The 23,907-nt window shown below is 64.2% G+C and carries 25 protein-coding genes; 4 read left to right on the top strand and 21 right to left on the bottom strand.

What is annotated here, in order from left to right; all coding sequences use genetic code 11:
• Positions 1–21: 21 nt before the first annotated feature.
• The 3 genes from gltX (at position 22) to ACSQ3P_RS04975 (ending at position 4,140) form a co-directional block, all read left to right on the top strand.
• Complete coding sequence (gene gltX, locus ACSQ3P_RS04985; RefSeq protein WP_436164492.1) at positions 22–1,440, top strand: glutamate--tRNA ligase; 1,419 nt, start codon at positions 22–24, stop codon at positions 1,438–1,440.
• 285 nt (positions 1,441–1,725) lie between these two features.
• Complete coding sequence (gltA, locus tag ACSQ3P_RS04980; RefSeq protein ID WP_069691656.1) at positions 1,726–3,015, top strand: citrate synthase; 1,290 nt, start codon at positions 1,726–1,728, stop codon at positions 3,013–3,015.
• A 129-nt stretch (positions 3,016–3,144) separates the two neighbouring features.
• Positions 3,145–4,140, top strand: coding sequence for a Bug family tripartite tricarboxylate transporter substrate binding protein (locus ACSQ3P_RS04975; RefSeq protein WP_436164491.1), 996 nt, complete (start codon positions 3,145–3,147; stop codon positions 4,138–4,140).
• A 133-nt stretch (positions 4,141–4,273) separates the two neighbouring features.
• Here the strand turns inward: ACSQ3P_RS04975 and lpxB are convergent, their stop codons facing one another.
• The 12 genes from lpxB to ACSQ3P_RS04915 form a co-directional block, all read right to left on the bottom strand.
• Positions 4,274–5,455, bottom strand: coding sequence for a lipid-A-disaccharide synthase (lpxB, locus tag ACSQ3P_RS04970; protein WP_436164490.1), 1,182 nt, complete (start codon positions 5,453–5,455; stop codon positions 4,274–4,276).
• Positions 5,452–6,318, bottom strand: a complete 867-nt coding sequence (locus ACSQ3P_RS04965) for an LpxI family protein (protein WP_436164489.1) — start codon at positions 6,316–6,318, stop codon at positions 5,452–5,454. Before ACSQ3P_RS04965 ends, lpxB begins: the two co-directional genes overlap by 4 nt.
• The gene (gene lpxA / locus ACSQ3P_RS04960; RefSeq protein WP_436164488.1) at positions 6,315–7,124 is read right to left on the bottom strand and encodes an acyl-ACP--UDP-N-acetylglucosamine O-acyltransferase; all 810 of its coding nucleotides are present in this window, start codon (positions 7,122–7,124) and stop codon (positions 6,315–6,317) included. The genes ACSQ3P_RS04965 and lpxA overlap by 4 nt, the downstream gene beginning before the upstream one ends.
• 28 nt (positions 7,125–7,152) lie before the next feature.
• The gene (gene fabZ / locus ACSQ3P_RS04955) at positions 7,153–7,611 is read right to left on the bottom strand and encodes a 3-hydroxyacyl-ACP dehydratase FabZ (RefSeq protein ID WP_069693828.1); all 459 of its coding nucleotides are present in this window, start codon (positions 7,609–7,611) and stop codon (positions 7,153–7,155) included.
• 124 nt (positions 7,612–7,735) lie between these two features.
• Entirely contained in the window at positions 7,736–8,797 is a 1,062-nt protein-coding gene (lpxD, locus tag ACSQ3P_RS04950; protein WP_436164487.1) for a UDP-3-O-(3-hydroxymyristoyl)glucosamine N-acyltransferase, read from the bottom strand.
• 37 nt (positions 8,798–8,834) lie between these two features.
• Positions 8,835–11,354 carry an outer membrane protein assembly factor BamA gene (gene bamA / locus ACSQ3P_RS04945; protein WP_436164486.1) on the bottom strand — a complete coding sequence of 840 codons (2,520 nt, stop codon included), beginning with the start codon at positions 11,352–11,354 and terminating at the stop codon, positions 8,835–8,837.
• A gap of 225 nt (positions 11,355–11,579) precedes the next feature.
• Entirely contained in the window at positions 11,580–12,728 is a 1,149-nt protein-coding gene (rseP, locus tag ACSQ3P_RS04940) for an RIP metalloprotease RseP (RefSeq protein WP_436164485.1), read from the bottom strand.
• Positions 12,729–12,775: 47 nt separating this feature from the next.
• Entirely contained in the window at positions 12,776–13,930 is a 1,155-nt protein-coding gene (dxr, locus tag ACSQ3P_RS04935) for a 1-deoxy-D-xylulose-5-phosphate reductoisomerase (protein WP_436164484.1), read from the bottom strand.
• Positions 13,931–13,957: 27 nt separating this feature from the next.
• Positions 13,958–14,782, bottom strand: coding sequence for a phosphatidate cytidylyltransferase (locus tag ACSQ3P_RS04930; protein ID WP_436164483.1), 825 nt, complete (start codon positions 14,780–14,782; stop codon positions 13,958–13,960).
• Entirely contained in the window at positions 14,779–15,540 is a 762-nt protein-coding gene (locus tag ACSQ3P_RS04925) for an isoprenyl transferase (protein ID WP_436164482.1), read from the bottom strand. The genes ACSQ3P_RS04930 and ACSQ3P_RS04925 overlap by 4 nt, the downstream gene beginning before the upstream one ends.
• Before the next feature lie 94 nt (positions 15,541–15,634).
• A complete protein-coding gene (gene frr, locus ACSQ3P_RS04920) occupies positions 15,635–16,198 on the bottom strand; it encodes a ribosome recycling factor (protein WP_092165774.1) in 564 nt (187 codons plus the stop codon).
• Positions 16,199–16,219: 21 nt separating this feature from the next.
• On the bottom strand, positions 16,220–16,348 hold the full coding sequence (locus tag ACSQ3P_RS04915) for a hypothetical protein (protein ID WP_436164481.1): 129 nt from the start codon (positions 16,346–16,348) through the stop codon (positions 16,220–16,222).
• Between the two features lie 41 nt (positions 16,349–16,389).
• On the opposite strand from ACSQ3P_RS04915, the gene ACSQ3P_RS04910 reads away from it, so the two are divergent.
• Entirely contained in the window at positions 16,390–16,803 is a 414-nt protein-coding gene (locus tag ACSQ3P_RS04910; RefSeq protein ID WP_436164480.1) for a VOC family protein, read from the top strand.
• 147 nt (positions 16,804–16,950) lie between these two features.
• On the opposite strand, the gene pyrH is transcribed toward ACSQ3P_RS04910, so the two are convergent.
• The 9 genes from pyrH to ACSQ3P_RS04865 form a co-directional block, all read right to left on the bottom strand.
• Positions 16,951–17,658 (bottom strand): UMP kinase, encoded by a 708-nt coding sequence (gene pyrH / locus ACSQ3P_RS04905; protein ID WP_069691669.1) that lies wholly within the window; start codon positions 17,656–17,658, stop codon positions 16,951–16,953.
• A gap of 208 nt (positions 17,659–17,866) precedes the next feature.
• Positions 17,867–18,790, bottom strand: a complete 924-nt coding sequence (gene tsf, locus ACSQ3P_RS04900; protein ID WP_436164479.1) for a translation elongation factor Ts — start codon at positions 18,788–18,790, stop codon at positions 17,867–17,869.
• A gap of 178 nt (positions 18,791–18,968) precedes the next feature.
• Positions 18,969–19,973, bottom strand: a complete 1,005-nt coding sequence (locus ACSQ3P_RS04895) for a 30S ribosomal protein S2 (protein WP_092165776.1) — start codon at positions 19,971–19,973, stop codon at positions 18,969–18,971.
• Between the two features lie 252 nt (positions 19,974–20,225).
• Positions 20,226–20,630: a pore-forming ESAT-6 family protein gene (locus tag ACSQ3P_RS04890; RefSeq protein ID WP_436164478.1), complete on the bottom strand. Its 405-nt coding sequence runs from the start codon at positions 20,628–20,630 to the stop codon at positions 20,226–20,228.
• A 132-nt stretch (positions 20,631–20,762) separates the two neighbouring features.
• A complete protein-coding gene (locus ACSQ3P_RS04885; RefSeq protein WP_436164477.1) occupies positions 20,763–21,203 on the bottom strand; it encodes an EVE domain-containing protein in 441 nt (146 codons plus the stop codon).
• A gap of 10 nt (positions 21,204–21,213) precedes the next feature.
• Positions 21,214–21,585 (bottom strand): VOC family protein, encoded by a 372-nt coding sequence (locus tag ACSQ3P_RS04880; protein ID WP_436164476.1) that lies wholly within the window; start codon positions 21,583–21,585, stop codon positions 21,214–21,216.
• 69 nt (positions 21,586–21,654) lie between these two features.
• Positions 21,655–22,347 carry a helix-turn-helix transcriptional regulator gene (locus ACSQ3P_RS04875; RefSeq protein WP_436164475.1) on the bottom strand — a complete coding sequence of 231 codons (693 nt, stop codon included), beginning with the start codon at positions 22,345–22,347 and terminating at the stop codon, positions 21,655–21,657.
• Positions 22,348–22,356: 9 nt separating this feature from the next.
• A complete protein-coding gene (gene pncA / locus ACSQ3P_RS04870) occupies positions 22,357–23,091 on the bottom strand; it encodes a bifunctional nicotinamidase/pyrazinamidase (RefSeq protein WP_436164474.1) in 735 nt (244 codons plus the stop codon).
• 72 nt (positions 23,092–23,163) lie between these two features.
• Positions 23,164–23,886 (bottom strand): FkbM family methyltransferase, encoded by a 723-nt coding sequence (locus ACSQ3P_RS04865; RefSeq protein WP_436164473.1) that lies wholly within the window; start codon positions 23,884–23,886, stop codon positions 23,164–23,166.
• Positions 23,887–23,907 lie beyond the last annotated feature (21 nt).

Genomic DNA, 23,907 nt, shown 5'->3' with positions numbered 1-23,907 from the left:
CCCAGCCGGAGCCCAGCCTTCATGAGTGATGCGGTCGTCACGCGCTTTGCCCCCTCGCCCACCGGCTTCCTGCATATCGGCGGAGCGCGGACGGCCCTGTTCAACTGGCTCTATGCGCGCCGGCATGGCGGCAAGATGCTGCTGCGGATCGAGGACACGGACCGCGAGCGCTCGACGGAACCGGCGATTGCCGCGATCCTCGACGGGTTGAGCTGGCTCGGGCTCGATTGGGATGGCGACACCGTCTACCAATTCGCCCGCGCCGAGCGGCATCGCGAGGTGGCGCAGCAGATGCTGGCTGCCGGCAAGGCTTATCATTGCTATGCGACGCCGGCCGAGCTCGACGAGATGCGCGAGAAGGCCAAGGCCGAGGGCCGGCCGATGCGCTATGACGGCCGCTGGCGCGATCGTGATCCGGCGACGGCCCCGGTCGGCGTCAAGCCGGTCATCCGCCTGCGCGCGCCACAGACCGGCGAGACCGTGGTCGAGGACGAGGTCCAGGGCCGCGTCGTCTGGCAGAACGAGAACCTCGACGACCTCGTCCTGCTGCGCTCCGACGGAAACCCGACCTACATGCTGGCCGTGGTGGTCGACGACCACGACATGGGCGTGACCCATGTCATTCGCGGCGACGATCATCTGACCAACGCGGCCCGCCAGACCCAGATCTACCAGGCGATGGGTTGGCAGGTGCCGAGCATGTCGCATATCCCTCTGATCCACGGGGCCGACGGAGCAAAACTCTCCAAGCGCCACGGCGCGCTCGGCGTCGATGCCTATCGCTCCATGGGCTATTTGCCGGTGGCGCTGCGCAATTATCTGCTGCGCCTCGGCTGGAGCCATGGCGACCAGGAGATCTTCTCGACCGACGAGATGATCGCGCTGTTCAACCTGTCCTCGATCGGCCGTTCGCCGGCGCGTTTCGATTACGCCAAGCTGGAGAGCCTGAACGGGCTCTATATGCGCCAGTCCACCGATCGCGACCTGCTCGCGGCGTTGAAGACGATCCTGCCCGAGATCGGCCCGGCGCGCGGCCTGCCGGGCGCGCTTTCGCCGGATCTTGAGGCGCGCTTCCTTGCCGCTATGCCTGGCTTGAAGGAGCGCGCCAAGACGCTGATCGAACTGCTCGACAGCGCCTATTATCTTTACGCCGCGCGCCCGCTGCAGCTCGATCAGAAGGCTACAGCCCTGCTCGACGAGGCCGCACGCCAGCGCCTGCCGGGCCTGGCGGCGAAGCTCTTGGCCGTGAACGACTGGTCGCCGGAGGCGTTGGAGGCCGTGGTTCGCGGCTATGCCGAGGAGCATGGGCTCAAGCTCGGCCAGGCAGCGCAGCCCTTGCGCGCCGCCCTGACCGGCCGCGCCATGTCGCCGGGCCTGTTCGACGTCATGGCGGTGCTCGGCCGCGAGGAGACGCTGGCGCGTCTGGCGGATCAGTCATGACGTGGCGAAGGCTCCGTCCCCCTTTTGGCTCTGTTGAACCGCCTCTGCAAATGGTCTAGTGACGCGCCATGTGACCGGCTCCGCCGCGTGGTGGAAGGGGCACAAATATTGCTTGAATATCAGTTGGATGAACCAGCTTCCTGCCCGTATCCGCATTTGCCGTTCCGTCACAGGGCCGTCACGTCCAGGCCTTCGGATGACAGAGATGTCTCGTGCGCAACAATTCGGTGTTGGGCCTGATGGAACAGCGACTGGTCAGCAACGAGCCTGAAAGGATCGGTATCGATGAGCGGAAATAGCAGCCAGCTCCAGGTCGACGGAAAAACCATCGACATGGCGATCAAGAAGGGGTCGATCGGCCCCTCCGTCATCGACATCGCCAAGCTCTACTCGCAAACGGGCATGTTCACCTATGACCCGGGCTTCACCTCCACGGCGAGCTGCGAATCGCAGATCACCTATATCGACGGCGACGAGGGCATCCTGCTCTATCGCGGCTATCCCATCGAGCAACTCGCCGAGCATGGCGACTTCCTCGAGACCTGCTACCTGCTGCTGGAAGGCGAATTGCCGACCGCCGCGCAGAAGGCCGATTTCGACTATCGCGTGACGCGCCACACCATGGTGCACGAGCAGATGGCTCGCTTCTTCCAAGGCTTCCGCCGTGACGCTCACCCGATGGCGGTGATGGTCGGCTCGATCGGCGCAATGTCGGCCTTCTATCACGACTCGACCGATATCTCCGATCCGCAGCAGCGCATGATCGCCTCGATGCGCATGATCGCGAAGATGCCGACGCTCGCCGCCATGGCGTTCAAATACACCATCGGCCAGCCCTTCGTGTTCCCGCTGAACTCGCTCGACTACACCTCGAACTTCCTGCGCATGTGCTTTGCGGTGCCTGCCGAGGAGTACAAGGTCAACCCGGTGCTGTCGCGCGCGCTCGACCGTATCTTCATCCTGCACGCCGACCACGAGCAGAACGCCTCGACCTCTACGGTCCGGCTTGCCGGCTCGTCGGGCGCCAATCCCTTCGCCTGCATCGCGGCCGGCGCAGCCTGCCTCTGGGGCCCGGCTCATGGCGGCGCCAATGAAGCCGCCCTCAAGATGCTCGAGGAGATCGGCTCGGTCGAAAACATCCCGAAATACATCGCCAAGGCGAAGGACAAGAACGATCCCTTCCGCCTGATGGGCTTCGGCCACCGCGTCTACAAGAACTATGATCCGCGCGCCAAGATCATGCAGAAGACCACGCATGAGGTGCTCAACGAGCTCGGCATCAAGGACGATCCGCTGCTGGACGTGGCGATCGAACTTGAGCGCATCGCGCTGTCGGACCCCTATTTTATCGAGAAGAAGCTCTATCCGAACATCGATTTCTATTCGGGCATCACGCTGAAAGCGATGGGCTTCCCGACTTCGATGTTCACGGCGCTGTTCGCGCTTGCGCGCACCGTCGGCTGGATCGCGCAGTGGAAGGAAATGATCGAGGATCCGTCCCAGCGCATCGGCCGTCCGCGCCAGCTCTACACCGGCGCCGGCCAGCGCGAATACACCCCGATCGGCCGGCGCTGAAACATCCGGCCCAGCTCTAGGAAGGCCGCGGCGAGCAATCGCCGCGGCTTTTTTTATTGCACACAATTGATAACTGCGACGCATTCGTGCCTACGTTATCGTCCCCCCATCAATTGGGAGTGCAGCTTTATGTCGAACCAGAATGGCTTGAATCGTCGTGTTTTCCTGACCGGAGCCTCGGCGCTTTCTGTCACCGGATTTCCCGCGCTCGCCCAGGCGCAAGCCGCCTTCCCAACGCGACCGATTTCACTGATCGTGCCCTTCGCCGCCGGCGGCTCGACCGACATCGTCGCCCGCCTCGTCGGCCAGAAGATGGGTGAACTGCTCGGGCAGTCGATCGTCATCGAGAACCGCGCCGGAGCGGGCGGCAACCTTGGCTCCACCGCCGTGGCGCGCGCCGCGCCTGACGGCTATACCATCCTGATGGGCACGATCTCGACCCATGCGCTCAATCCCGCGATCCTCAAGACCGTCACCTTCGATCCGGTCAAGGATTTCACGCCGATCTCGCTGCTGGCCATAGTGCCCAACGTCATGGTCGTGCATCCGGACTTCCCGGCGAAAACGGTGCCGGAAGTCATCAAGCTGCTGAAGGAAAACCCCGGCAAATACGCCTATGCGTCGTCGGGCGTCGGTACGCCGCTGCATTTGTCGGGCGAGCTGTTCAAGTCACTCGGCGGCGTCAGCATGAACCATGTGCCCTATCGCGGCGCAGGCCCTGCCTTGAACGACGTGGTCTCGGGCGCGGTGCCGATCATGTTCGACAACCTGCCCTCCTCCGCGCAATTTATCCGCACCGGGCAATTGCGCGCCATCGGCGTCACCACCAAGGCTCGGGTCTCGTCCTTCCCCGACATCCCGACCATCGCCGAGGGCGGCCTGACCGGCTATGAGACCTATACTTGGAATGCGCTGTTCGGTCCGGCGAATCTGCCCCGCCCCATCGTCGACAAGCTCAACAGCGTGGCAAACGCGGCGCTGACCGATGCCAATGTGAAGCAGCGCCTCAACGACGTCAGCGCCGAGATCATCGGCTCTACGCCCGAAGCGCTCGGCGAACACGTCAAGATCGAGGTGGCGAAATGGTTCCCGATCGCCAAGGCTTCAGGCGCGGCGCTCGAATGAGCCTAGAGCCGGATGATTTCAGATGGGATCCCACAGTGATCCCGGCCGAAATCTGAATCCGTCTCTCATCTAAGGGTGAGGGACGGATCAATGCGAAAAACCGGTTCCCACCTTTCCGCATCCTGCTCTTGCTTCAAACCCGCGCCGTCGCGCCTGATTCAAGCAAGGCCAGCGCAGCCTCGACGGCATTTGCCGCCGGGCTCGCGCCGGCCGAACGCATGATCGTCTCGACCTCGTCGAAACCGGCCAATTGGCGAGCACGCGCCTCGTCGTCGGGAATGATCGCCAGAACCTCCCGGCTCAAGGCCTCAGGCGTCGCCGTCTCCTGGATGAATTCGGGCACGACACTGCGCCCCAGGATCAGGTTCGGCAGGATCACGCTCGGCAGCTTGATCAAGCGCTTGGCGATCGCGGCTTCCCAATTGGCGCCGCGATAGGCGGCAACCGTGGGGATCTGCGCCAGCGCGAGTTCGAGCGTGACGGTGCCCGACGCCGCGAGCGCCCCGCGCGCCCCACGGAAGGCTGCGAGCTTGCTGACCTCGCCGGTGACGATCTCGGGCTTGACCGGCCAGGAGGCGACGGCTTCGCCGATCAGGTCCCGAAGATGCGCGACGGCCGGCAAGACGAAGCGCACTTGCGGCCGCTCGGCGGCGATCAGCGCCACGGCCTGCCCGAAAGCCGGCATCAGGTGGTTGATCTCGGAGCGGCGGCTGCCCGGCAGGATCAGAATTTCCGGTCGCTCGCTATCGGCGCGGCGAGCAGCTTCATCGGCGTTCGGGCGCAGATCGGCCAGGCGCTCCATCAGCGGGTGACCGACATAGACCGTGCTTGGCCCATGCAGCCGTGCCAATGCGGCCGGCTCAAAGGGCAGCAATGCCAGAATGCGATCGACATGCGGCGCCATGCGCCGTGCCCGCCCGGAGCGCCAGGCCCAGACGCTGGGGCAGACCCAATGCACGATCGGGATCGCCGGCGCACGGGCGCGAACCCTCTTGGCGACGCGCAAGGAAAAGTCCGGGCTGTCGATCGTCAGCAGCAGATCGGGCGCGAAGGCGGCAACACCCTTCGCCGCATCCGACATCCGCCGCAGCAGCAGCGGCAAGCGCGCGATGACGGGCCCGAACCCCATCACGGCGATATCGGCTTGCGGGAACAGCGGGACGAGCCCCTGCGCGATCAAGCTCTCACCGCCCACGCCCATGAGTTCGAGCGGCCGCTCGCCCAAGCGCGCGCGCAGCGCCACGAGGAAACGCGTCGCCAGCGCATCGCCCGAGGCCTCGCCCGCGATGATGGCAAGCCGGAATGGCCGGCTCATATGACGCCCTCGACGAAGACGCCGAGCTGATCGGCAAGCCGGCCGAGTTTGCCGCGATCACCGACGAGCACGCGGCCGGCCCTGAGCGCGATACCGGCAAGACCCGCCTCTGCGATGTTGCGCAAGGTATCAGGACCGATCGCCGGCATGTCGACGCGCAGATCCTGGCCCTCCTTCGGGGCCTTGACCAGGACGCCGTCACCCTTGGCAATCTTGAGCCGCCCGCTGGAAGCGAGCTCGGCGACACGCCGGATCATCGCATCGGTGCCCTCAGCCGCTTCTATCGCGACGATGCGATGATCGGCCAGGACCGCCGCCTGACCGACATCGAAAGGGGCGAGCGCCGACAGCATGGAGAAGCCGCGCGCAACCAATTCATGCTGAGCCGGCGTGGCGGCCTTGCGGCCGAGTGCACCCATCGGGACTGTCAACTCCGGTGCGATCTCGGCGGGACCGTGAACGCGAAAGCCGCGCTCCTCGAAGAAGCGGACGACGCCGCGCAGCAAATGGTCGTCTCCGCCCTGAAAGGCGCGCGCGAAATGAGGCAGATACTTCAAGGTCGAGGCTTCCGGCCTCAGCGCGCCGAAGCTCGGGCGCGGCAGCGAGCCGATCAGGACGAGATCGGCGATCTCCCGACGGCGCAAATCGTCGAGCAGCCGTCCGAGCTGGCCGAGCCTGTACGAGGTGAGCTCGATGGCGCCGAAACGTGCCGGGTCAGCCGCACCATCGAGCGCGGCGACAAACAGGCCTTGGCCTTGCCGGGCTGCGATTTCGGCAAGAGCAGGCGGGAAATCGCCACCGCCGGCGATGATCGCGAGCGGCCCGCGCGCCACCGCCATCGACTCTGAATGAGCAGCGTTCACCGATCCGGCGCGTTGACGTCGCGCGGGACGCAGATCGCCCGCTCGTTGCCATTGCGGATGAAATCGAGAATTTCGTGAATCAGGGGATGGGCGGCGAACTCGCCCGCAACATCCTCGACACGCTCCGACAAGGTGCCTTCATCGGCGAAGAGCAGCCTGTAGGCGCGACGCAATTCATGAATCTGCTCGCGCGAGAAACCGCGCCGCTTGAGCCCGACCAGATTGAGACCGGCCAGGTGAGCCGGATTATCGCGCACCAGGCCGAAGGGGATGACGTCGTTCATGACGCCGGCGCCGCCGCCGATGAAGGCGTGATCGCCGACACGGATGAATTGCTGCAAGCCCGTGCCACCGCCAACGATGACGAAATTGCCGACCGTGACATGGCCTGCGCACATGACGTTGTTGGAGAAGATGACGTTGTCACCAATATGGCTATCGTGGCCGACATGCGAATTGGCGAGGAAGAAGCAACGGTCTCCAACCGTGGTCTCCATGCCGCCGCCCTCGGTGCCGGGATTGATCGTGACACCTTCACGGATCAGGCACTCGGCGCCGATCACCAGCGTCGACGGCTCGCCGCGATATTTCACATCCTGAGGCGGGTGGCCGATCGATGCGAAAGGATAGAGCTTCGTGCGCTCGCCAATGCTGGTGATTCCGGAAACCGCGACATGGCTGATCAGTTCGACATTGTCGGCCAGGGTCACGTCGGGCCCGACAGTGCAAAACGGGCCGATCTGCACGCCCGCCCCAAGGCGCGCTTTCGGATCGACGACCGACATCGGGTGAATGGTCACGCTCATGGAATCGCTGTCCTGACCTTGCTGATCGTCAAACGACCATGGCCGAAAGATCGGCCTCGGCGACCAGGACGCCGTCGACCCGGGCCTCGCCGCGATAGAAATAGAGGTTGCGCTTGCGAGTCACCTTCGTCAGGTGGAAGCGCAGCGTATCGCCTGGAATGACCGGCTTGCGGAACTTCGCCTTGTCGATCGTGGTGAAGAGCACGGTGCTGACGGCCGGATCGTCACTGCCCCTGGCATTGACGACAAGGACGCCGGCAGTCTGCGCCATCGCCTCGATCATCAGCACGCCGGGGAAAACCGGGCGACCGGGGAAATGCCCGGTGAACTGAGGCTCGTTCATCGTCACATTCTTGATACCGATGCCGGAATCCTCGCCGTCGATCTCAACGACGCGATCGACCAGCAGGAACGGATAGCGATGAGGAATGCAGGCCATGATCCTCTGGATGTCCGCCACACCCAGGGTTTTCGTCGCGTCGTTCATGGTGTCCCCATTATCCATCCGGGCCCCGCGCTGGGCACCGCATTTTCCATTCGTTCTAGAGCCGGAGCGATCTAGGTGATGCAATCCTTACCTGTCATGCCATGGCCGACAGCAATGGATCTTGTCAAACGTCTGAGCGATCCGAGGTCTTGCCACGCTTGGCTACCAGCGACTTCAGAAGCGCGCTCTCGCGCGCCCAGCTCAGCGCCGGCTGGGCGGGATAGCCACCATAGCGCGCACCGCGCGGCACATCGCCCGCGACGCCGCTTTGGGCCGCGACCTGCGCGCCCATGCCGATCGTCAGATGGCCGGCAAGGCCAACCTGACCGCCGAGGACGACGAAATCCTCCAGCGTCGACGAGCCGGCGATGCCGACCTGGGAGACGATGACGCAGTGGCGCCCGATGACGACGTTATGGCCGATCTGGACCAGGTTATCGATCTTGGTGCCCTCGCCGATCACCGTATCGCGGCTGGCGCCGCGGTCGATGCAGGTGTTGGCGCCGATCTCGACATCATCCTGGATGATGACGCGCCCGATCTGGGGCACCTTCATGTGCCCTTTCGGGCTCATCGCGAAGCCGAAACCGTCCTGGCCGATGCGTACGCCAGGGTGAATGATGACGCGGTTGCCGATGAGGGTCGACTGCAGTGTGCTGCCCGAACCGATCGCACAGTCGCGCCCGATGCGAACCTGCGGTCCAATCACGGCATGGGAGCCGACCACGGTGCCCGCCCCGATCTCGGCGCCAGGGCCGATGACCGCCCCGGGATCGACCGTGACCCCCGCCTCCAGAACGGCTGTCGCGTGAACGAAGGCGCCAGGCGCCACGCCTTGCGAGCCGAACATCGAGCCTGGCTTCAACGCCGTCGGGAAGAAGCGGGCGAGCACCAGGGCAAAGGCATGATAGGGGGTGTTGGAAACCAGCGCGGTGGTGCCCGTCGGCACCCGCATGGCGAAGCGCGACGACACCAGGCACAGGCCCGCGCCCGTCGCCGCCAGGGCGTCGGTGTATTTCGGGTTGTCCATATAGGCAAGATCGGACGGGCCTGCGGCTTCCAGTGCCGCCGCGCCGGTGATCATGCGAGCCGCATCGGTGCCTTCCGGCAAGGCGGCGCCCGAAATGGCTGCGACCTCGCCGAAGCTGAGCAAGGTCGCCAAGGGAAAGAATTGAGGGTCTGACATCGAGAAGATCCGGGACGGGGCAACGTGCCCCGTCGCGTCAGAAGCGCGTGCCGCCAGAGAAGCGGAAGGCCTGCAGACGATCGCCACCGAGCTTCACGCCAGAGGTCGGATCGCGATAGCCGTCATCCTTCGTCAGCGCATAAGCGTAGTCGAAGCGGATCGGGCCGAGCGGCGACTGCCAGAGCAGGCTGACGCCGACCGAAGACCGGATCATGTTCTTGTCGCGGACACAGGCGAGGTTGCTCTGATACCCCGAATTGACGGAGACGTTGAACTGACGTGCCTCGGTCCCGGCCGGGCAGCCCGTGAGGGCCACCTTGTTGCCGCCTTCGTAATTGAACAGCGTACCGGCATCGGCGAAGACAGCGCCGCGCAAGCCGAGATCCCGCGGCAAACCGAAGATCGGGAACTGCACTTCAAGCGTGCCACCGAAATAGCTGGTGCCGCCGAGCGCGTTGGTCGTCGGGTCGGTCGGATTAAGCGTCGTGCCGATATCCCGCGGGCCGATACCCGAGGGCGCAAAGCCGCGCACCAAGCTCGGTCCGAGGAAGTAGTGGTCGATCATGCGCAGATCGCCACTGGTCGCCTGGACGTGGCCACCCTGCACGCGAGCGAAGCCGACGACATCGTCGAAGATCTCGCGGTAGTAGCGGGCATCCGCCGCGATACGCAGGAACTTCGAATCGCCGCCGACACCCGCGAATTCAGGCTTGATCTCGGCCAGGAAGCCGTTGCGCGGGTTCTGGTAGTTGTCGAGCGAGTTGTAGTTGAAGTTCAAGCCAACCAGCGAGGTCAGCGTGGTGCCGACCGCCTCCTTGACCGCGATCGTCGCCTCGCCATTGCTCAAGCAGTTATAGACAGAATCCGCCCCGATCGCTCCAGCCGTTCCCGGCGTAATGCCGGCCAGCGGCGCGGAGCAGTCGTTATAGGGGCGGTCTGTCGTGTTCGGAACCTTGATCTCGGTCGTATAGAGCGAATAGCGCGGCGTGATCGAAAACTCTTCCGTGATCGGGAAGGTCAGGCGCACCTGCCCGCCATTCACGCGGCTTTCGAAACGGCCAGTGTTGTAGTTGTCGTTGTACTTCGAGAACAGATCGAAGCCCGCCCCGATCCGGCGGCCGAGGAAGTACGGCTCCGTGAAGGAGAAATCGACGCCCTGGGTGCGTTGTCCGAGCGTGCCGGCGATGCGGACGAACTGGCCGCGGCCGAGGAAGTTCGACTCCGACAGTGAGACTTCGCCGATGACGCCGTCCGAGGTCGAGTAACCACCGGCAATCGAGAACGAACCGGTCGCCTTGTCCTCGACATCGATATTGACGATGACGCGGTCAGGCGTCGAGCCCGGCTCGTTGGTGACACGCACCTTGCTGAAGAAGCCGAGATTGTTCAGGCGCCGCTCGGCCCGATCGACCAGGACCTTGTTGTAGGCATCGCCTTCACCAAGATCGAGCTCGCGGCGCACGACATAATCACGCGTACGGGTGTTGCCGCGCACATTGATGCGCTCGACATAGACCCGCGGGCCTTCGTCGATGACATAGGTGATGCCGATCTGGCGCCCGGCAGAATCGCGATCGCCGCGCGGACGAACCTGCGCGAAGGCATAGCCACGGCGCGAAACTTCCGTCGTCAGAGCCACCAGCGACTTCTCGACCGCCTCGGCGTTGTAGGTATCGCCGGCGGAAGTCGCAATGACGCGCTGTAGCGCATTGGGATCGATGTCGGGCAGCTTGGAATCGACCGCCACATTACCGACGCGGTATTGCGGACCTTCATCGACCGCGATGTCGATGACCCAACCGCCCTGCGCCTCGTCGAAACGGGCATTGTTCGAGACGATCTGGAAGTCGGCATAGCCATTCTTCAGATAGAAACGGCGGATAAGCTCGAGATCGGAGGAGATCCGGTCGGCCTCATAGACGTCCGACGTCTTGATGAAGCTGAGGAAGTTCGACTCGGTCGAGGTCATCAGACCGCGCAGACGACCCGACGAGTAAACGCCATTGCCGCTGAAGTTGATCGACTTGATGCCGGTCTTGCCGCTCTCGACGATGGTGAAGACCACATCGGAGCGCCCGTTCGGCAGCGGAGCGATACGGCCGCTCACCGAGGCCAGACCGTAACCGGCGCGACGATAGGCGTCCTTCAGACGCTGAACGTCGGCATCGATCAGCGTCTGGCTCATCGGGCCCTGCGCTTTCGACTGGACCTGCTGGAGCAGCACGTCGCTCTTCAGCCGGCGGTTACCCTCGAAGGCGACGCGATTGATCGTATCGTTCTCCCTGACCGCGATCACGGTCTGCGATCCGCGGCGGCTGACCTGCACGCTGGAGAACAGGCCGGTAGCCATCAGATTCTGGCGGATATCCTGCGGGGCAGTCGAGCCCTGCCCGGCCGCGTAGGAGCGGATAGTCTCCGCATCGACGCTTCTGTTGCCCTGGACAATCACGGCCTGCGCGAACGCTACGCCACCGCTTACGGCCAACATGAAGGCCGAAAGTCCGACTGATCGAGAGAGCCGCAGCTTGAAAGACAGGCTCTTTTGGGTCGACGTCATCGGGTCGCCTATTCCATTTTCTCGGGTCGCCACCCCAAACGGGGACCACCGCCTAGGGGCAGCGGCATGGCGACATTGCAGTCCAAACGCTTCTACAAAGTTTCCTGCAGGACGCAAACCGCCATTGTCGTTAACAAAATATTTTTAAGCGCTTCGTTGCCAGGAGGCCACGCGTCCTGCCGCGTTTCCGCCGCAAAGCGACGCGGGCAGGACGTGAAAATCCGGTCAAAGCAGCGAACGGACGTGCAGGATGTCATTCCAGGTTACGAACAGCATCAGTAACAGGACGAGGCTGAGCCCGATGCGGGCGCCGATTTCCTGAGCACGTTCACTGAGCGGGCGGCCGCGAAGTGTTTCTATCGCGTAGAACATGAGATGCCCGCCATCGAGCATCGGGACCGGCAGCAGGTTCATCAGGCCGATCGAGACGGACAGGATCGCCGCCAGGTTGATCAAAGCCAGAAACCCGCCATTCGACGCCACCAGACCGGAAACCTGGGCGATCCGGATCGGCCCCGACAGCTGGTCCGTCGATTCGCGCCCGCTGACCAATTTGCCGATGTAGTCATAGGTCCGCTCGACCACGAACCAGGTCTCGGAGACGCCATTGCGCAACGCTTCGAGCGGCCCAAAACGCTGGACCTTCCAGTCCTCCGCCTTGCGCGACGCCTCGACGCCGATGACTCCGATCCGCTGCTTGCCGAGCGGAGACGTCGTCTCGACCAAGGCAGGCGTCACCGGGATCGTCAGCTTGGCACCGGCGCGCTCGACGGTGACCGAGACCACCTCATTGGGCCGTACCGAGATGACGCGCTGCATGTCGTTGAAGCTGCCGATCGGCTGGCCGTCGATCGCGACGACGAGATCGCCCGCCTGCAAGCCCGCTCGTTCGGCAGCGCTGTCGGCCCTGACCTGATCGACCCTGGGGATCAGCACCTGCTTGCCGAACAGGAACACGGTGGCAGCGAATATGAAGATCGCGAGCAGGAAATTGGCGATCGGCCCGGCCGCGACGATGGCGGCTCGTTCGCCGATCGACTGCGCCGGGAAGGAACGCGCCCGCTCCTGCGGCGTCATCTGCGCGACCTCGGCATTGTCGGGCGCGCTCGACGCATCGGCGTCACCGGAGAACTTCACATAGCCGCCGAGCGGGATCAGGGAGATGCGCCAGCGCGTGCCGTGCTTGTCGTTGAAGCCGTAGATCTCGCGGCCGAAGCCGATCGAGAACACCTTCACATCGACGCCGCACCAGCGGCCGACGAGAAAATGCCCAAGCTCATGGATGAAGACGACGATGGCGAGGACGAACAGAAACGGCACGAGATAGCCCAATAGGGAGCTGCCCGCATTCCAGATTGTCGCTACGAATTCCATCAACAACTCCCGATCTGTCGCCCTTAGGTGACAGCGAAAGGGGCCTACTACAAGAGCGCTCGCGCGCGCTTTCTCGCATCTTGGTCAATAGCGAGGGCGGCCGCAACGTCTGCCGGAGCCGCCATCTGCGGCGCCGATTGGCTGCAGACGGCCTCCACCAATGCGGCGATTCCAGGAAAACCGATCGCGCCGGCGAGATAAGCCGCGACGGCTATCTCATTGGCTGCATTGAGGATCGCCGGCATCGCGCCGCCTTGTGCCAACGCCGCCATGGCAAGGCCGAGCGCCGGGAAGCGCACGAGATCGGGACGCTCGAAGGCGAGCGGCGCCGTCAGCGCAAGGTCCAGGAAGCGCGCCGGCGGCGCATCGAGCCGACCGTCCACACCCAGGCAATGGGCAGCGGCAACGCGCATATCGGGCACGGCCATGCCGGCGCTGACCGAGCCGTCGCGGAAGGTTACGAGCCCGTGGACGATCTGCTGTGGATGCACCAGCACGTCGAGCTGATTATGGCGCAATCCGAACAGGAAGCAGGCCTCGATCAGCTCCAGCCCCTTGTTCATCATGCTGGCGGAATCGATCGTGATCTTGGCGCCCATCGCATAGTTGGGATGAGCCAGCGCCTGCTCCGGCCGCGCCGCGGCGATTTCCTCGACGCTCCAGGTGCGAAAGGGTCCGCCCGAAGCCGTCAGCGTCATGGTGCGGATGGCTGAGATCGGCTCAGTGCCAAGGACTTGGAACAAAGCGTTATGTTCGGAATCGAGCGGCAGGATCCGCACGCCAACCGCTTGCGCGCGCGCCATGACGGCGGCTCCGGCGCAAACGAGGCTTTCCTTGTTGGCGAGCGCCACGACCCTGCCTGGCGTCAGTGCCGCAAAAGTCGCCTCCAGCCCGGCTGCTCCGGAAATCGCGCTGACGACGATATCGCTCGGCATCGCCACGGCATCGAATACCGCCGAGCGCCCCGCGCCATGGGCGATGCCGCTGCCCGACAGGGCTTCCGCCAGCGCCGCCGCGCCTCCCTCGTCGGCCAGCGCCGCGAAACGCGCCCCGGTCTCGATGGCGACCTTGGCGAGCGCCACGGCGTCCTTGCCGCCGACGACGGCCGAGATCGCGAGACGATCGGGATTCTCGGCGACGACCTCACGGGTCGAGCGGCCGATCGAGCCCGTGGCGCCGAGCAGGGTGACGGTGCGAAGCATCAGGTTCTCAACGTCCGATTCTCAACGTCAAAGACGCGTCAGGAAGAGCAGCAGGCCAGCGAAGATCAGCACGGCCCAATAGCCGTCCAGACGATCCAGGAAGCCGCCATGGCCGGGGATCAATCGGCTCGAATCCTTCGCTCCGAAGCGCCGCTTGATGGCGGACTCGAAGAGATCGCCAGCCTGGCTGAGGACGGAGGCCGCGAACGACGCGGCAACCGCGAGGCCAGGCCCGACGACCGTCGCCGCCTGAGGCGTCAGCGCCCAGAGCGCATAGCCTCCGAGCGTGCCCGCCATCGTGCCTCCGATCGCGCCGGACCAGGTTTTCTTCGGGCTGAAACGCGGCATCAATTTGGGGCCGCCCAGCGTGCGGCCGGTGAAATAAGCCGCGATGTCAGTGAACCAGACCGTTGCGAAGCTCCAGATGATCAGAGCCAGGCCAAGATCGGGAACCGCGCGCAAGGCCGGCGTGATGAGCGCGAAGGCAAGCGCATAGGCGACACCGCAGATTTCAAGCGCCAGGCGATTCTGGGTCAAGGGCGTCAGCACTGCTCCACACAGGGCCAACGCAGCCGCAACGCCCGCCAGCGCCGGCTGGCTTGCCGGCGAAAACCCGAGCAGCAGCCCTGCAAGCACGACTCCGATACCAGCCGCGACCGCGTTCTGGCGACTGACGATCGAGAGCCACTCATAAGCGACCAGGCCCGCCACGAGCGTCCAGACCAACCGGAAGGGCCAGCCGCCCCAAAACGTCGCAGCAAGAATGCCTGCCGCCAGGACAAGAGCCGACGCAACCCGCAGCTTCAGTTCGCTGGAGGCGACCGGCGCGGCATCGGAGCGGGGCTCATTCACGCTGCCCCCACATTGCGGTCTGCGGGCTCGGACACCCCACCGAAGCGGCGCTCGCGACGACGATACTCGGCGAGCGCGTCTTCCAGAGCGGCGCGATCAAAATCTGGCCAGAGCACCGGCGAGAAGACGAATTCGGCATAGGCTGCCTGCCAGAGCAGGAAATTCGAGATGCGCGTCTCGCCGGAGGTGCGGATCACCAATTCCGGATCGGGCAGATCGCTCGTGTCCAGGCGGCTTGAGAACAGGGCCTCGTCGATCGCGCTTGCCGCGATGCGGCCGGCCGCAACCTCGGCGGCCAGCGCGCGGGCCGTGCGGACGATCTCGTCGCGCGAGCCATAGTTGAAGGCGATGGCGAGCGTCATGCCGGTATTGTTGCAGGTAATGGCTTCGGCATGCTCGACCAGACGGCGCAGATCCGGGACAAGGTCCTCGCGCCCGCCGATGATGCGGACCTTTACCCCGGACGCGTCGAGCTCGGCGAGATCCTTTTCGACGAAACGCTTCAGCAGCCCCATGAGGAAGGAGACTTCGGCCTGGGGCCGGCGCCAGTTCTCGGTCGAGAAGCTGTAAAGCGTCAGCACCGCGATGCCGAGCTCGCCCGCGTTCTTGACCGTGCGGCGCAGGGCTTCGAGCCCGCGCCGATGACCTTCCTGACGCGGCAGGCCGCGCATCTGCGCCCAACGCCCATTGCCATCCATGATGATGGCGACATGGCTGGGGCCTGCGGGCTGCTGCCCCTGACGCTGGCCTGCTGACATTCCAATGCCTCGTTCGGCCTAGCGCCGTGATGAGCGTCGCGCGGGGCATTCCCGCGCAGGCTTGATCTCAGTCCTCGTCTCGGAAACCCGTGTCTTAGACGTGCAGAATCTCTTTTTCCTTCGCCGCCAGCGCCTGGTCGATCTCGGCGATATGCTGGTCGGTGACCTTCTGGACCTGATCGGATTGCCGGACCACGTCATCCTTGGTGAGATGGCCGTCCTTTTCCAGCTTCTTGATCAGGTCGATGCCGTCGCGGCGGACATGGCGCACTGCGATCTTGGCATCCTCGGCATATTTATGGGCGACCTTGACCATCTCCTTGCGGCGCTGCTCGTTCAGCTCCGGAATACGGATGCGCAGCACCTGGCCTTCCGTCTGCGGGTTGAGGCCGAGATCGGATTCGCGAATCGCCTTTTCAACAGCCGCGGTCATGCTGCGATCCCAGACCTGAACGCTGAGCAAGCGGGCTTCCGGCACGCTGACGGTCGCAAGCTGGCTGAGCGGCGTGCGGGCGCCATAGGCCTCGACCTGGATCGGGTCGAGCATGTTGGCGGAGGCGCGACCGCTGCGCAGCGAGGCGAGATCGCCCTTGAAGGACTGGAGCGAACTCTGCATGCGGCGCTTCACGTCCGCGAGATCGAATGTCGTCTGGGCCATTATCTTCAAGACCTTGAGAGCTTATACAAAACCGGGCGCGACCATGGCGGCGGGTCCGCGCAGGGTCAAGGATTTCATGCGCCGCCGCAGTTCCAGAACGGGGTCTCCGGCCGCGGCGGGGTTGACCGCCCGCTCATTCGGCTTCGCCATGGCGAGCCCCCTTGAAACGAGTCCAGACACCGGAGTCGGCCATGCCACGCTTGAATCGCATTATCGAGACCGCACTTTACGTCGACGATCTCGAACGCGCCGCAGCGTTCTACGAGAACGTTCTTGAAGTTGAGGCGATGCTACGCACCAAGACGTTGTACGCTTACGACATTGGCGGGTCGAGCGTGTTGCTGCTGTTCCAGCGTGGAGAATCGCTTGGCAGCCAGACATCGCCCAACGGAACCATTCCCCCGCATGACGGGTCGGGGCCACTGCATATCTGCTTCGCCGTCGACGCCGAAGAATTGCCCGTCTGGGAGACCAGATTGAAGCAGCACAGCGTCACTATCGAGGGCCGCATGACCTGGGAACGCGGCGGAGAAAGCCTCTATCTCCGCGATCCGGATGGCCATTTGCTTGAACTGATGAGTCCGGGCGTCTGGGCCACCTACTAGGGCATTTTCGAGCGAAGTGGACACCGGCTCGCGTGAAGAAAATTCGTTAAAACAAGGAGGTAGAGCATTTCCGCGATTCGGAGAAACGTGGAAATGCTCTGACCCCACACATCTGAGCGGGCAGCCCGGCTGGACCTCGACCCAGCCTCAGGGAGTGACGTAAGTCGCCCTGCCCTCGCCGCGCAGCACGGCCGCGAGCGCGCCGGTCTCGGCGATCGAGAACACGACAATGGTGAGGCCGGCATCGCGCGCCAGCGCAAAGGCCGCCGTATCCATCACCTTGAGGTCGCGCTTGATCGCCTCGGCATGAGTCAGCGTGTCGTAGCGTGTCGCCTTCGGATCGATCTTGGGATCGGCTGTGTAGACACCATCGACCTGCGTCGCCTTGAGCAGGTGGCTGCAATCGAGCTCGGCGGCGCGCAACGCGGCGCCCGTATCGGTGGTGAAATAGGGGTTGCCGGTGCCGCCGCCCAGAATCACCACCTTGCCGTTGCTGAGATGGTCGAGGGCGCGGCGGCGCGCATAGCTCTCGCAAAGCGAGGGCATCGGCACGGCCGACATCGCGCGCGCCGGGGCGCCAGCGGTCTCGATCGCGTGTTCGAGGGCAAGCGCGTTCATCACCGTGCCGAGCATGCCGATGGAATCGGCGCTCGGCCGATCCAAGCCCTTGTTCAGGCCCTGCAGGCCGCGAAAGAAATTGCCGCCACCGACCACGATGGCGATCTCGACGCCTTCGCGTGCGGCATGTGCAATGTCAGCCGCCAGCGCCGTCAGCGTGTGACCGTCGAGGCCAGATCCCGCTTGTCCCGCAAGGGCTTCGCCGGAGAGCTTCACAAGGACGCGTTTAGGTCTCACGGATTCGTCTCCCTGGCTACAGCATCAGACCGAATATCGTATTCGGTCTGATGCTGTAGGGTTTTGATCTTGCATCGGCTTGTCCCGAAAACCGGTTCCCACTTTTCGGGCCGATGCTCTAACGCGAACTCGATTCGTATCCGCAGCCATCTTCTTACAAAAAAGGCCGCGCTGGGCGCGGCCTTTTTCTCAATCGTCAACCGGCATTTCAGCCCGTCGTACCGCCGGCAGCTGCGACTTCCGCCGCGAAATCCTGCTCTTCCTTCTCGATGCCTTCGCCAAGCGCAAAGCGCGCGAAGCCGGTGAGCTTCACCGGAGCGCCGACCTTGCCTTCGATCTCCTTGAGCACCTGGCCGACCGACTTCGAGCCGTCATGGATATAGGCCTGCTCGAGCAGGCAATATTCCTTGGCGTAGCTCTTCAGGCCGCTCTCGGTGATCTTCTCGAGCACATTAGCGGGCTTGCCGGCGTTCTTTTCGGCCAGGATCGCCTTCTCGCGAGCCAGCACCTCGGGATCGACCGAAGCAAGATCGAGCGCGACCGGGTTGGTCGCCGCGACATGCATGGCGAGCTGACGGCCGAGCACGGCAAGCTCGTCGGCGTTGCCGGTCGATTCCAGCGCGACGATGACGCCGATCTTGCCGAGGCCGTCGGCGACCGCTCCATGGACATAGGAGCCGATCAGGCCGGTCGAAACCTTCAGCGACGCGACGCGGCGCAGCGTCATGTTCTCGCCGATGGTGGCGATGGCGTTGGCGACTGCCTCGGAAACCGTGCCGCCGCCGGGATAGTGATGGGCGAGCACCGCATCGACGTCGCCGCCGCGCTCAAGCGCGACATTGGCAATGCCATGAGCGAGCGCCTGGAATTCGAGGTTGCGCGCGACGAAATCCGTCTCCGAGTTCAGCTCGACGACGACGCCGCTATGGCCGGCGATCGCAACAGCGACGAGACCTTCGGCAGCGACGCGGCCGGCCTTCTTGGCGGCCTTGGCGAGGCCCTTGGTGCGCAGCCAGTCGATCGCGGCCTCGATGTCGCCGTCGACGGCGCTGAGCGCGGTCTTACAGTCCATCATGCCCGCGCCGGTCTTGTCGCGGAGTTCCTTCACCATGCCGGCGGTGATCGCTGCCATTTGCCTTGTCCTTATTGTCGTGCGGACTGCGCCCTCACCGGGGGCAGCCGCGCAATTCGTCTCGAAACATCACTTGAAGGAAGAACGCCGACGCTCCGTTTCCGGCCGCCGGCGCTCGTCTCGCATCATTGAAGAATGCGCTTTCGCGACGCGCCGATGACGCGCCGCGGAATTAAGATCACGCGTCGGCGAGATCGCGCGCCTGGGCGACCCAGCCGTCACGCTCGATGCGACCGGCGAGCTTCAGGTCGTGATCGACCTTGGTCACATCGGCAGGCGACATCGCAGCGAACTGCCAGAAATGGAACAGACCGCCATCATTGAGCTTCTGGACGAGCTCGGGGCCCATGCCGGAAAGCTTCATGAGGTCGTCCGGCGCGCCGCGCGGCGCGGTCAGCAGCTCGAAGGTCGGGCCGGCGTCGTTGGCGGGCTCGGCGACGACGTCCTCGACGATCGGAGCCTCGGCGGCGCCGAGATCGATGCCATGGTCGCCCGAAGCGCGCGAGATGCCGTCGATGGCCGAGCGCGCAACCAGATCGCAATAGAGCGCGATGGCGCGGCCGGCGTCGTCATTGGCCGGAACCGGGAAGGTGATGCCGTCCGGATCGCTGTTCGAGTCGATGATCGCGGCGACCGGAATGCCGAGGCGCTGGGCCTCCTTGATCGCGAGCGCTTCCTTGTTGGTGTCGATCACGAAGATCATGTCGGGCGTGCCGCCCATGTCCTTGATGCCGCCGAGCGCGCGCTCGAGCTTGTCGCGCTCGCGCGCCAGCATCAGGCGCTCTTTCTTGGTCAGGCCAGTGCCGCCGCCATTGAGGAGCTCATCGACCTTGCGCAGGCGCTGGATCGAAGCCGAGATGGTCTTCCAGTTGGTCAGCATGCCGCCGAGCCAACGCGAATTGACATAGTACTGAGCCGAGCGCTTGGCGGCGTCAGCGATCGAATCCTGCGCCTGGCGCTTGGTGCCGACGAAGAGGACGCGGCCGCCGCGGGCGACGGTGTCCGAGACCGCCTGCAGGGCGCGCGACAGCATCGGCACCGACTGCGAGAGATCGAGGATGTGAATGTTGTTGCGCGTGCCGAAGATGTAGGGCGACATTTTCGGGTTCCAGCGATGCGACTGGTGGCCGAAATGCGCGCCGGCCTCGAGCAACTGGCGCATAGAGAAATCTGGCAGAGCCATGGTATCAAACGTCCTTCCGGTTGAGCCTCTGGGGTGCGAATGAACGAGGCATAAGCTGCCAAGTCACCGGAACGCTTCGAGTATGAAGCGATGCTCCCCATGTGGGATGGGCTGCGCCATACAGGGGATGACGCGGGAATGCAAGGCGTTCGCCGGCTGGCGGGATCACAAACCGCATGAATGCCCCGGCCCGCGACGCTAGCTCGTTGCGCGGGGCCGGGGTCGTCGTGTTCGACCGAAGGCGATCAAGCCTTATTTCGGCAGGGCCGCGCCCATCTGCGTGACCACGGCGCCAATCTGCTTGCAGTAGGTTTCAGCCGTTGCGTTCTGCGCCTTGGCGATCGTCTCGATATTCTGTTGGATGCCCATCGCCGCGATGGTGCCGGTGCGGCCCTGGGCTTCAGCCGAATCGCCGCCGCTCTTGTCGGCGGGAACCGGCACCATGCCGAGCAACTTCTTCTGGATGTCGATGACGTCGGTGCCGACGAAGCCCTTGTCGTTGCAATAGCTTAGAATACCGAGCTGGTTTCGCCCGGCTTGATAGGCGAGCTTGAGCTGGTCAGCCTGGGTCTGGGCCAGCGCCGATGCGCCAGAGGCCAGGAAAGCACTCGCGGCAACCATATAAATAAAATTCTTAGTAGAGGTCATCTCGGCCATCCTTGGTTATAATTCTCAGCATGATCTTCATGCTTTACCTCCCCCCCCGCGGACTGATTAGCCTCGCATGTCCCGTAATGCAACAGAACGATGCTTAGCCAGCAATAGGGAGAGCTCTGCAAGGAAACGGCACTACAGCGAAACTGCGCTTACCGCGTGAGCCGACATCGCCGTGGCGATGATCTCGAAATCATGCACCTCGGCACGCAGGAGCCCGAAACGGAACTGATAACCCCAATTTCGCTGCCCTGCGGTCAGATGCAATCGGTCGAGCAGCGGCCTGATCGGCGCCTCCTGTGCCTCCAGCCAATCGACATCGCGTCGGAAAGGTTGGAAGCCATTGCCCATATCGGCTCGATACGGCTCCTTGTCCCGCACCCTCCCAATCGCCGTGAACGCCTGCAGCCGGTCCAAGCCACCGAATGTGCCGGTCGGCGAATAATAGACGACGTGGTCACCCGGCTTGATGCGCCGCAACGGTGCACCCTTGCCGTGGCAAACCTGCATGAATCCGCCGGACAGGCCGCGCCTGACATGCTCGGCGGCAGCCACTGCAAACCAGTGCCCGTTCATCGAGACTTCCTCACGCCTGCCCCGGCGCGAAGACCCGTAACCGGTGGCCATCGGGATCAAGCGCCACGAAGGTGCGGCCGAAATCGAGATCCGTTGGCACCTGCAGGATGGCAAGCCCCCGCGCCGCCCAATCGGCGTGGGCGGCGTCCACAGCTGCGGCATCAGCGACCGTCATGGCGATTTCCGCGCCGCCTCCAGCCGCCCCGGCCGCAGGTTCGACAGTGTGGCGCGACCACAGTCCCAGCATGATGCCGGACGGCAAGGCGAACATCGCGAAGGTCGCAGACGAATCGAGCGGCTCGCGGCCGAGCAGGTCGGCGTAGAAGCGGGCGCTCGCGAGCGGGCTGTCGACATAGAGAATGATGAAATTGGCATCCAGCATTGGAGGCTCCTGTTCTTGGAAGGCCTCGTCACACTAGATGTCGATGCTGCCAGTTTCCGGCAGTGTCCGTTATTCCGGCGGTGGGATGCCCTCGCTCTCGCGCCATTCCTTGAGGAGCGCCAGCCTGCGGCGTGGATAGCGCATCTCCAGCGCGGTCAATTCGGTAATGCGGTCGGCGCGGAAATGCCGGAACCCCTGCCGCAACTCGCACCAGGCGACGACGATCCGGACATGATCGAAAAAGCTCAGCGCGAAAGGCCAGATCACGCGCTCCGAGCGCGCCTCCTTGCCATTGCGATAGAGGATGGCGAGCTTGCGCTCGGAGCGAATGGCCTTGCGGATGAGGCCGAGATCGATGCGGCCTTCGCTGATCGCCGCGCCGGGCCCGACGAGCAGCGTCGAAGCCTCAGCGCGCTCACGCAGATCAGCCGGCAGAACCGCCGCGATCTTGGCCATGGCGTCGCGCGCCGCTGCGCCCAGGCGCTCATCGGCCCGGTCCGCGACCCAGCGCGAACCCAACACCAGCGCCTCGATCTCGTCTTCCGTGAACATCAGCGGCGGCAGCATGAAGCCCGGAAGCAGCACATAGCCGAGGCCGGGCTCACCCTCGATCGGCGCGCCCTGCCCCTGCAAGGTCGCGATATCGCGATAGAGCGTGCGGATGCTGATGCCGGTTTCCTCGGCGAGCTTGCGGCCGCTGACCGGCCTGCGATGCCGGCGCAGCACCTGAACCAGATCGAGCAGGCGCTGTGAGCGCGACATGTAAAGCTTTCAGCCCGGCAAATCCGCCGCTTTGATCCGCTTGATCCCCAACGCCGCCATATCCGCCCAGGCCTTGGCGAGCGAGCCGTTGAGATCGATCGCGCGGCAGGCCTCTTCGACGACCTGCGTCTCGAGCCCCGCCTTGGCTGCGTCCTGCGCCGTCCAGCTTACGCAGAAATCCGTGGCGAGGCCGACGACGACAGCGCGCGTGACGCCGCGCTCTTTGAGGTAACCGCCCAGGCCCGTCGGCGTCTTGCGGTCGGCCTCGACGAAGCCTGAATAGCTGTCGATCTCCGGCCGGTAGCCTTTCCGGACGATGGTCTGGGCACGGGGCAGATCGAGATCGGCGCGGAATTCGGCGCCCTTGCTGCCCTGAATGCAATGGTCCGGCCACAGCACCTGCGGGCCATAAGGCATCTGGATCAGTTCGAAGGGCTTCTTGCCGGGATGGCTCGTAGCGAAGGAGGAGTGGCCGGCGGGATGCCAATCCTGCGTCAGGACGATGCTCTCGAAACGCTTGCCCAGCGCATTGATCACCGCGACGACCTCATCGCCCCCGGTCACGGCGAGATTGCCGCCAGGGCAGAAATCATTCTGCACATCGACGACGATGAGCGCGGTGCGGGCGTCGATCATCGGTTTCTCCTGCGCTTGTGCGTATAGCGGCCGGACCGCGGCGGCGATGCTCAGCACCGTCGCGCCGGCAATCAGGCTGCGACGATCGACGGCGATAGAATTCAGCATGGAAACGGTCCCCATCCTTGTCCAATCCCGCAGCCAGGCCAGAGCGCCTGCAGCGGCGCAGCGCACCGTCATTCACCCCTCGGCCGTGCGCCTCATCCGTGTCACGCCCTTACGGGCAGCAAACATGCGCCCATAAACGTCGCCCGCCAGATCGGGCCGGTAGCAGCGCTGTTCGAGCAGCGGATCCCAGGAGTGCTCATGGGTGTCGATCAGGTCGAAATCCGCTTTCAGCCGGGCTTCCAGCTGGATGCGGTTCTTGCGATTCTGGTACTCCAGCAACACCAGCGAAGTCTTTGACAGATCGATATGATCCAGCACATCGCCCTCGCCGCCCTCGATATCGATTTTCACGATGTCCGGTGATGGCAGGCTGGCGGGATCCACGACGGCGACCTCGTAGCGCTCGACCATCGCGCCCGCCACGAAGGTATCGCCGGCATAGGATGCCAACCCGGATTCGCCGTCCCCGGCGAAGCGGCTCACAAAGCTCGCAGTCTTCTGTCCGCCCGGAAACAGAGCCGCGTTGACGATAACGATATCGCGGCGCTGATGCGTATTGCGTTTCAGGAACTCGAAGGTGCCGGGATGCGGTTCGTAGGAGGTCACCACGCTGCCCGGCCAGCGCGCCGTTGCCCAGAGCGCAAAAGAACCGACATTCGCACCGATATCGAGGATATCGAGGCCGACGCCGTCATAGCCCGCCTCGTACTCACCCTCCAGCACGTCCTTGATGGCCCAGTGCATCGCCTCGGGCACCGCAAGGCTCATCGGAATGCGCGCGATATAATGATTCACGACAGGCCCCCCGGCATTCAG

Origin of the sequence: Allobosea sp. LjRoot9 (assembly GCF_964252745.1) — a bacterium.
Classification (GTDB): domain Bacteria; phylum Pseudomonadota; class Alphaproteobacteria; order Rhizobiales; family Beijerinckiaceae; genus Allobosea.
The sequence above is the reverse complement of the archived record's forward strand: the minus strand, read 5'-3'. Positions and strand labels throughout refer to the sequence as shown.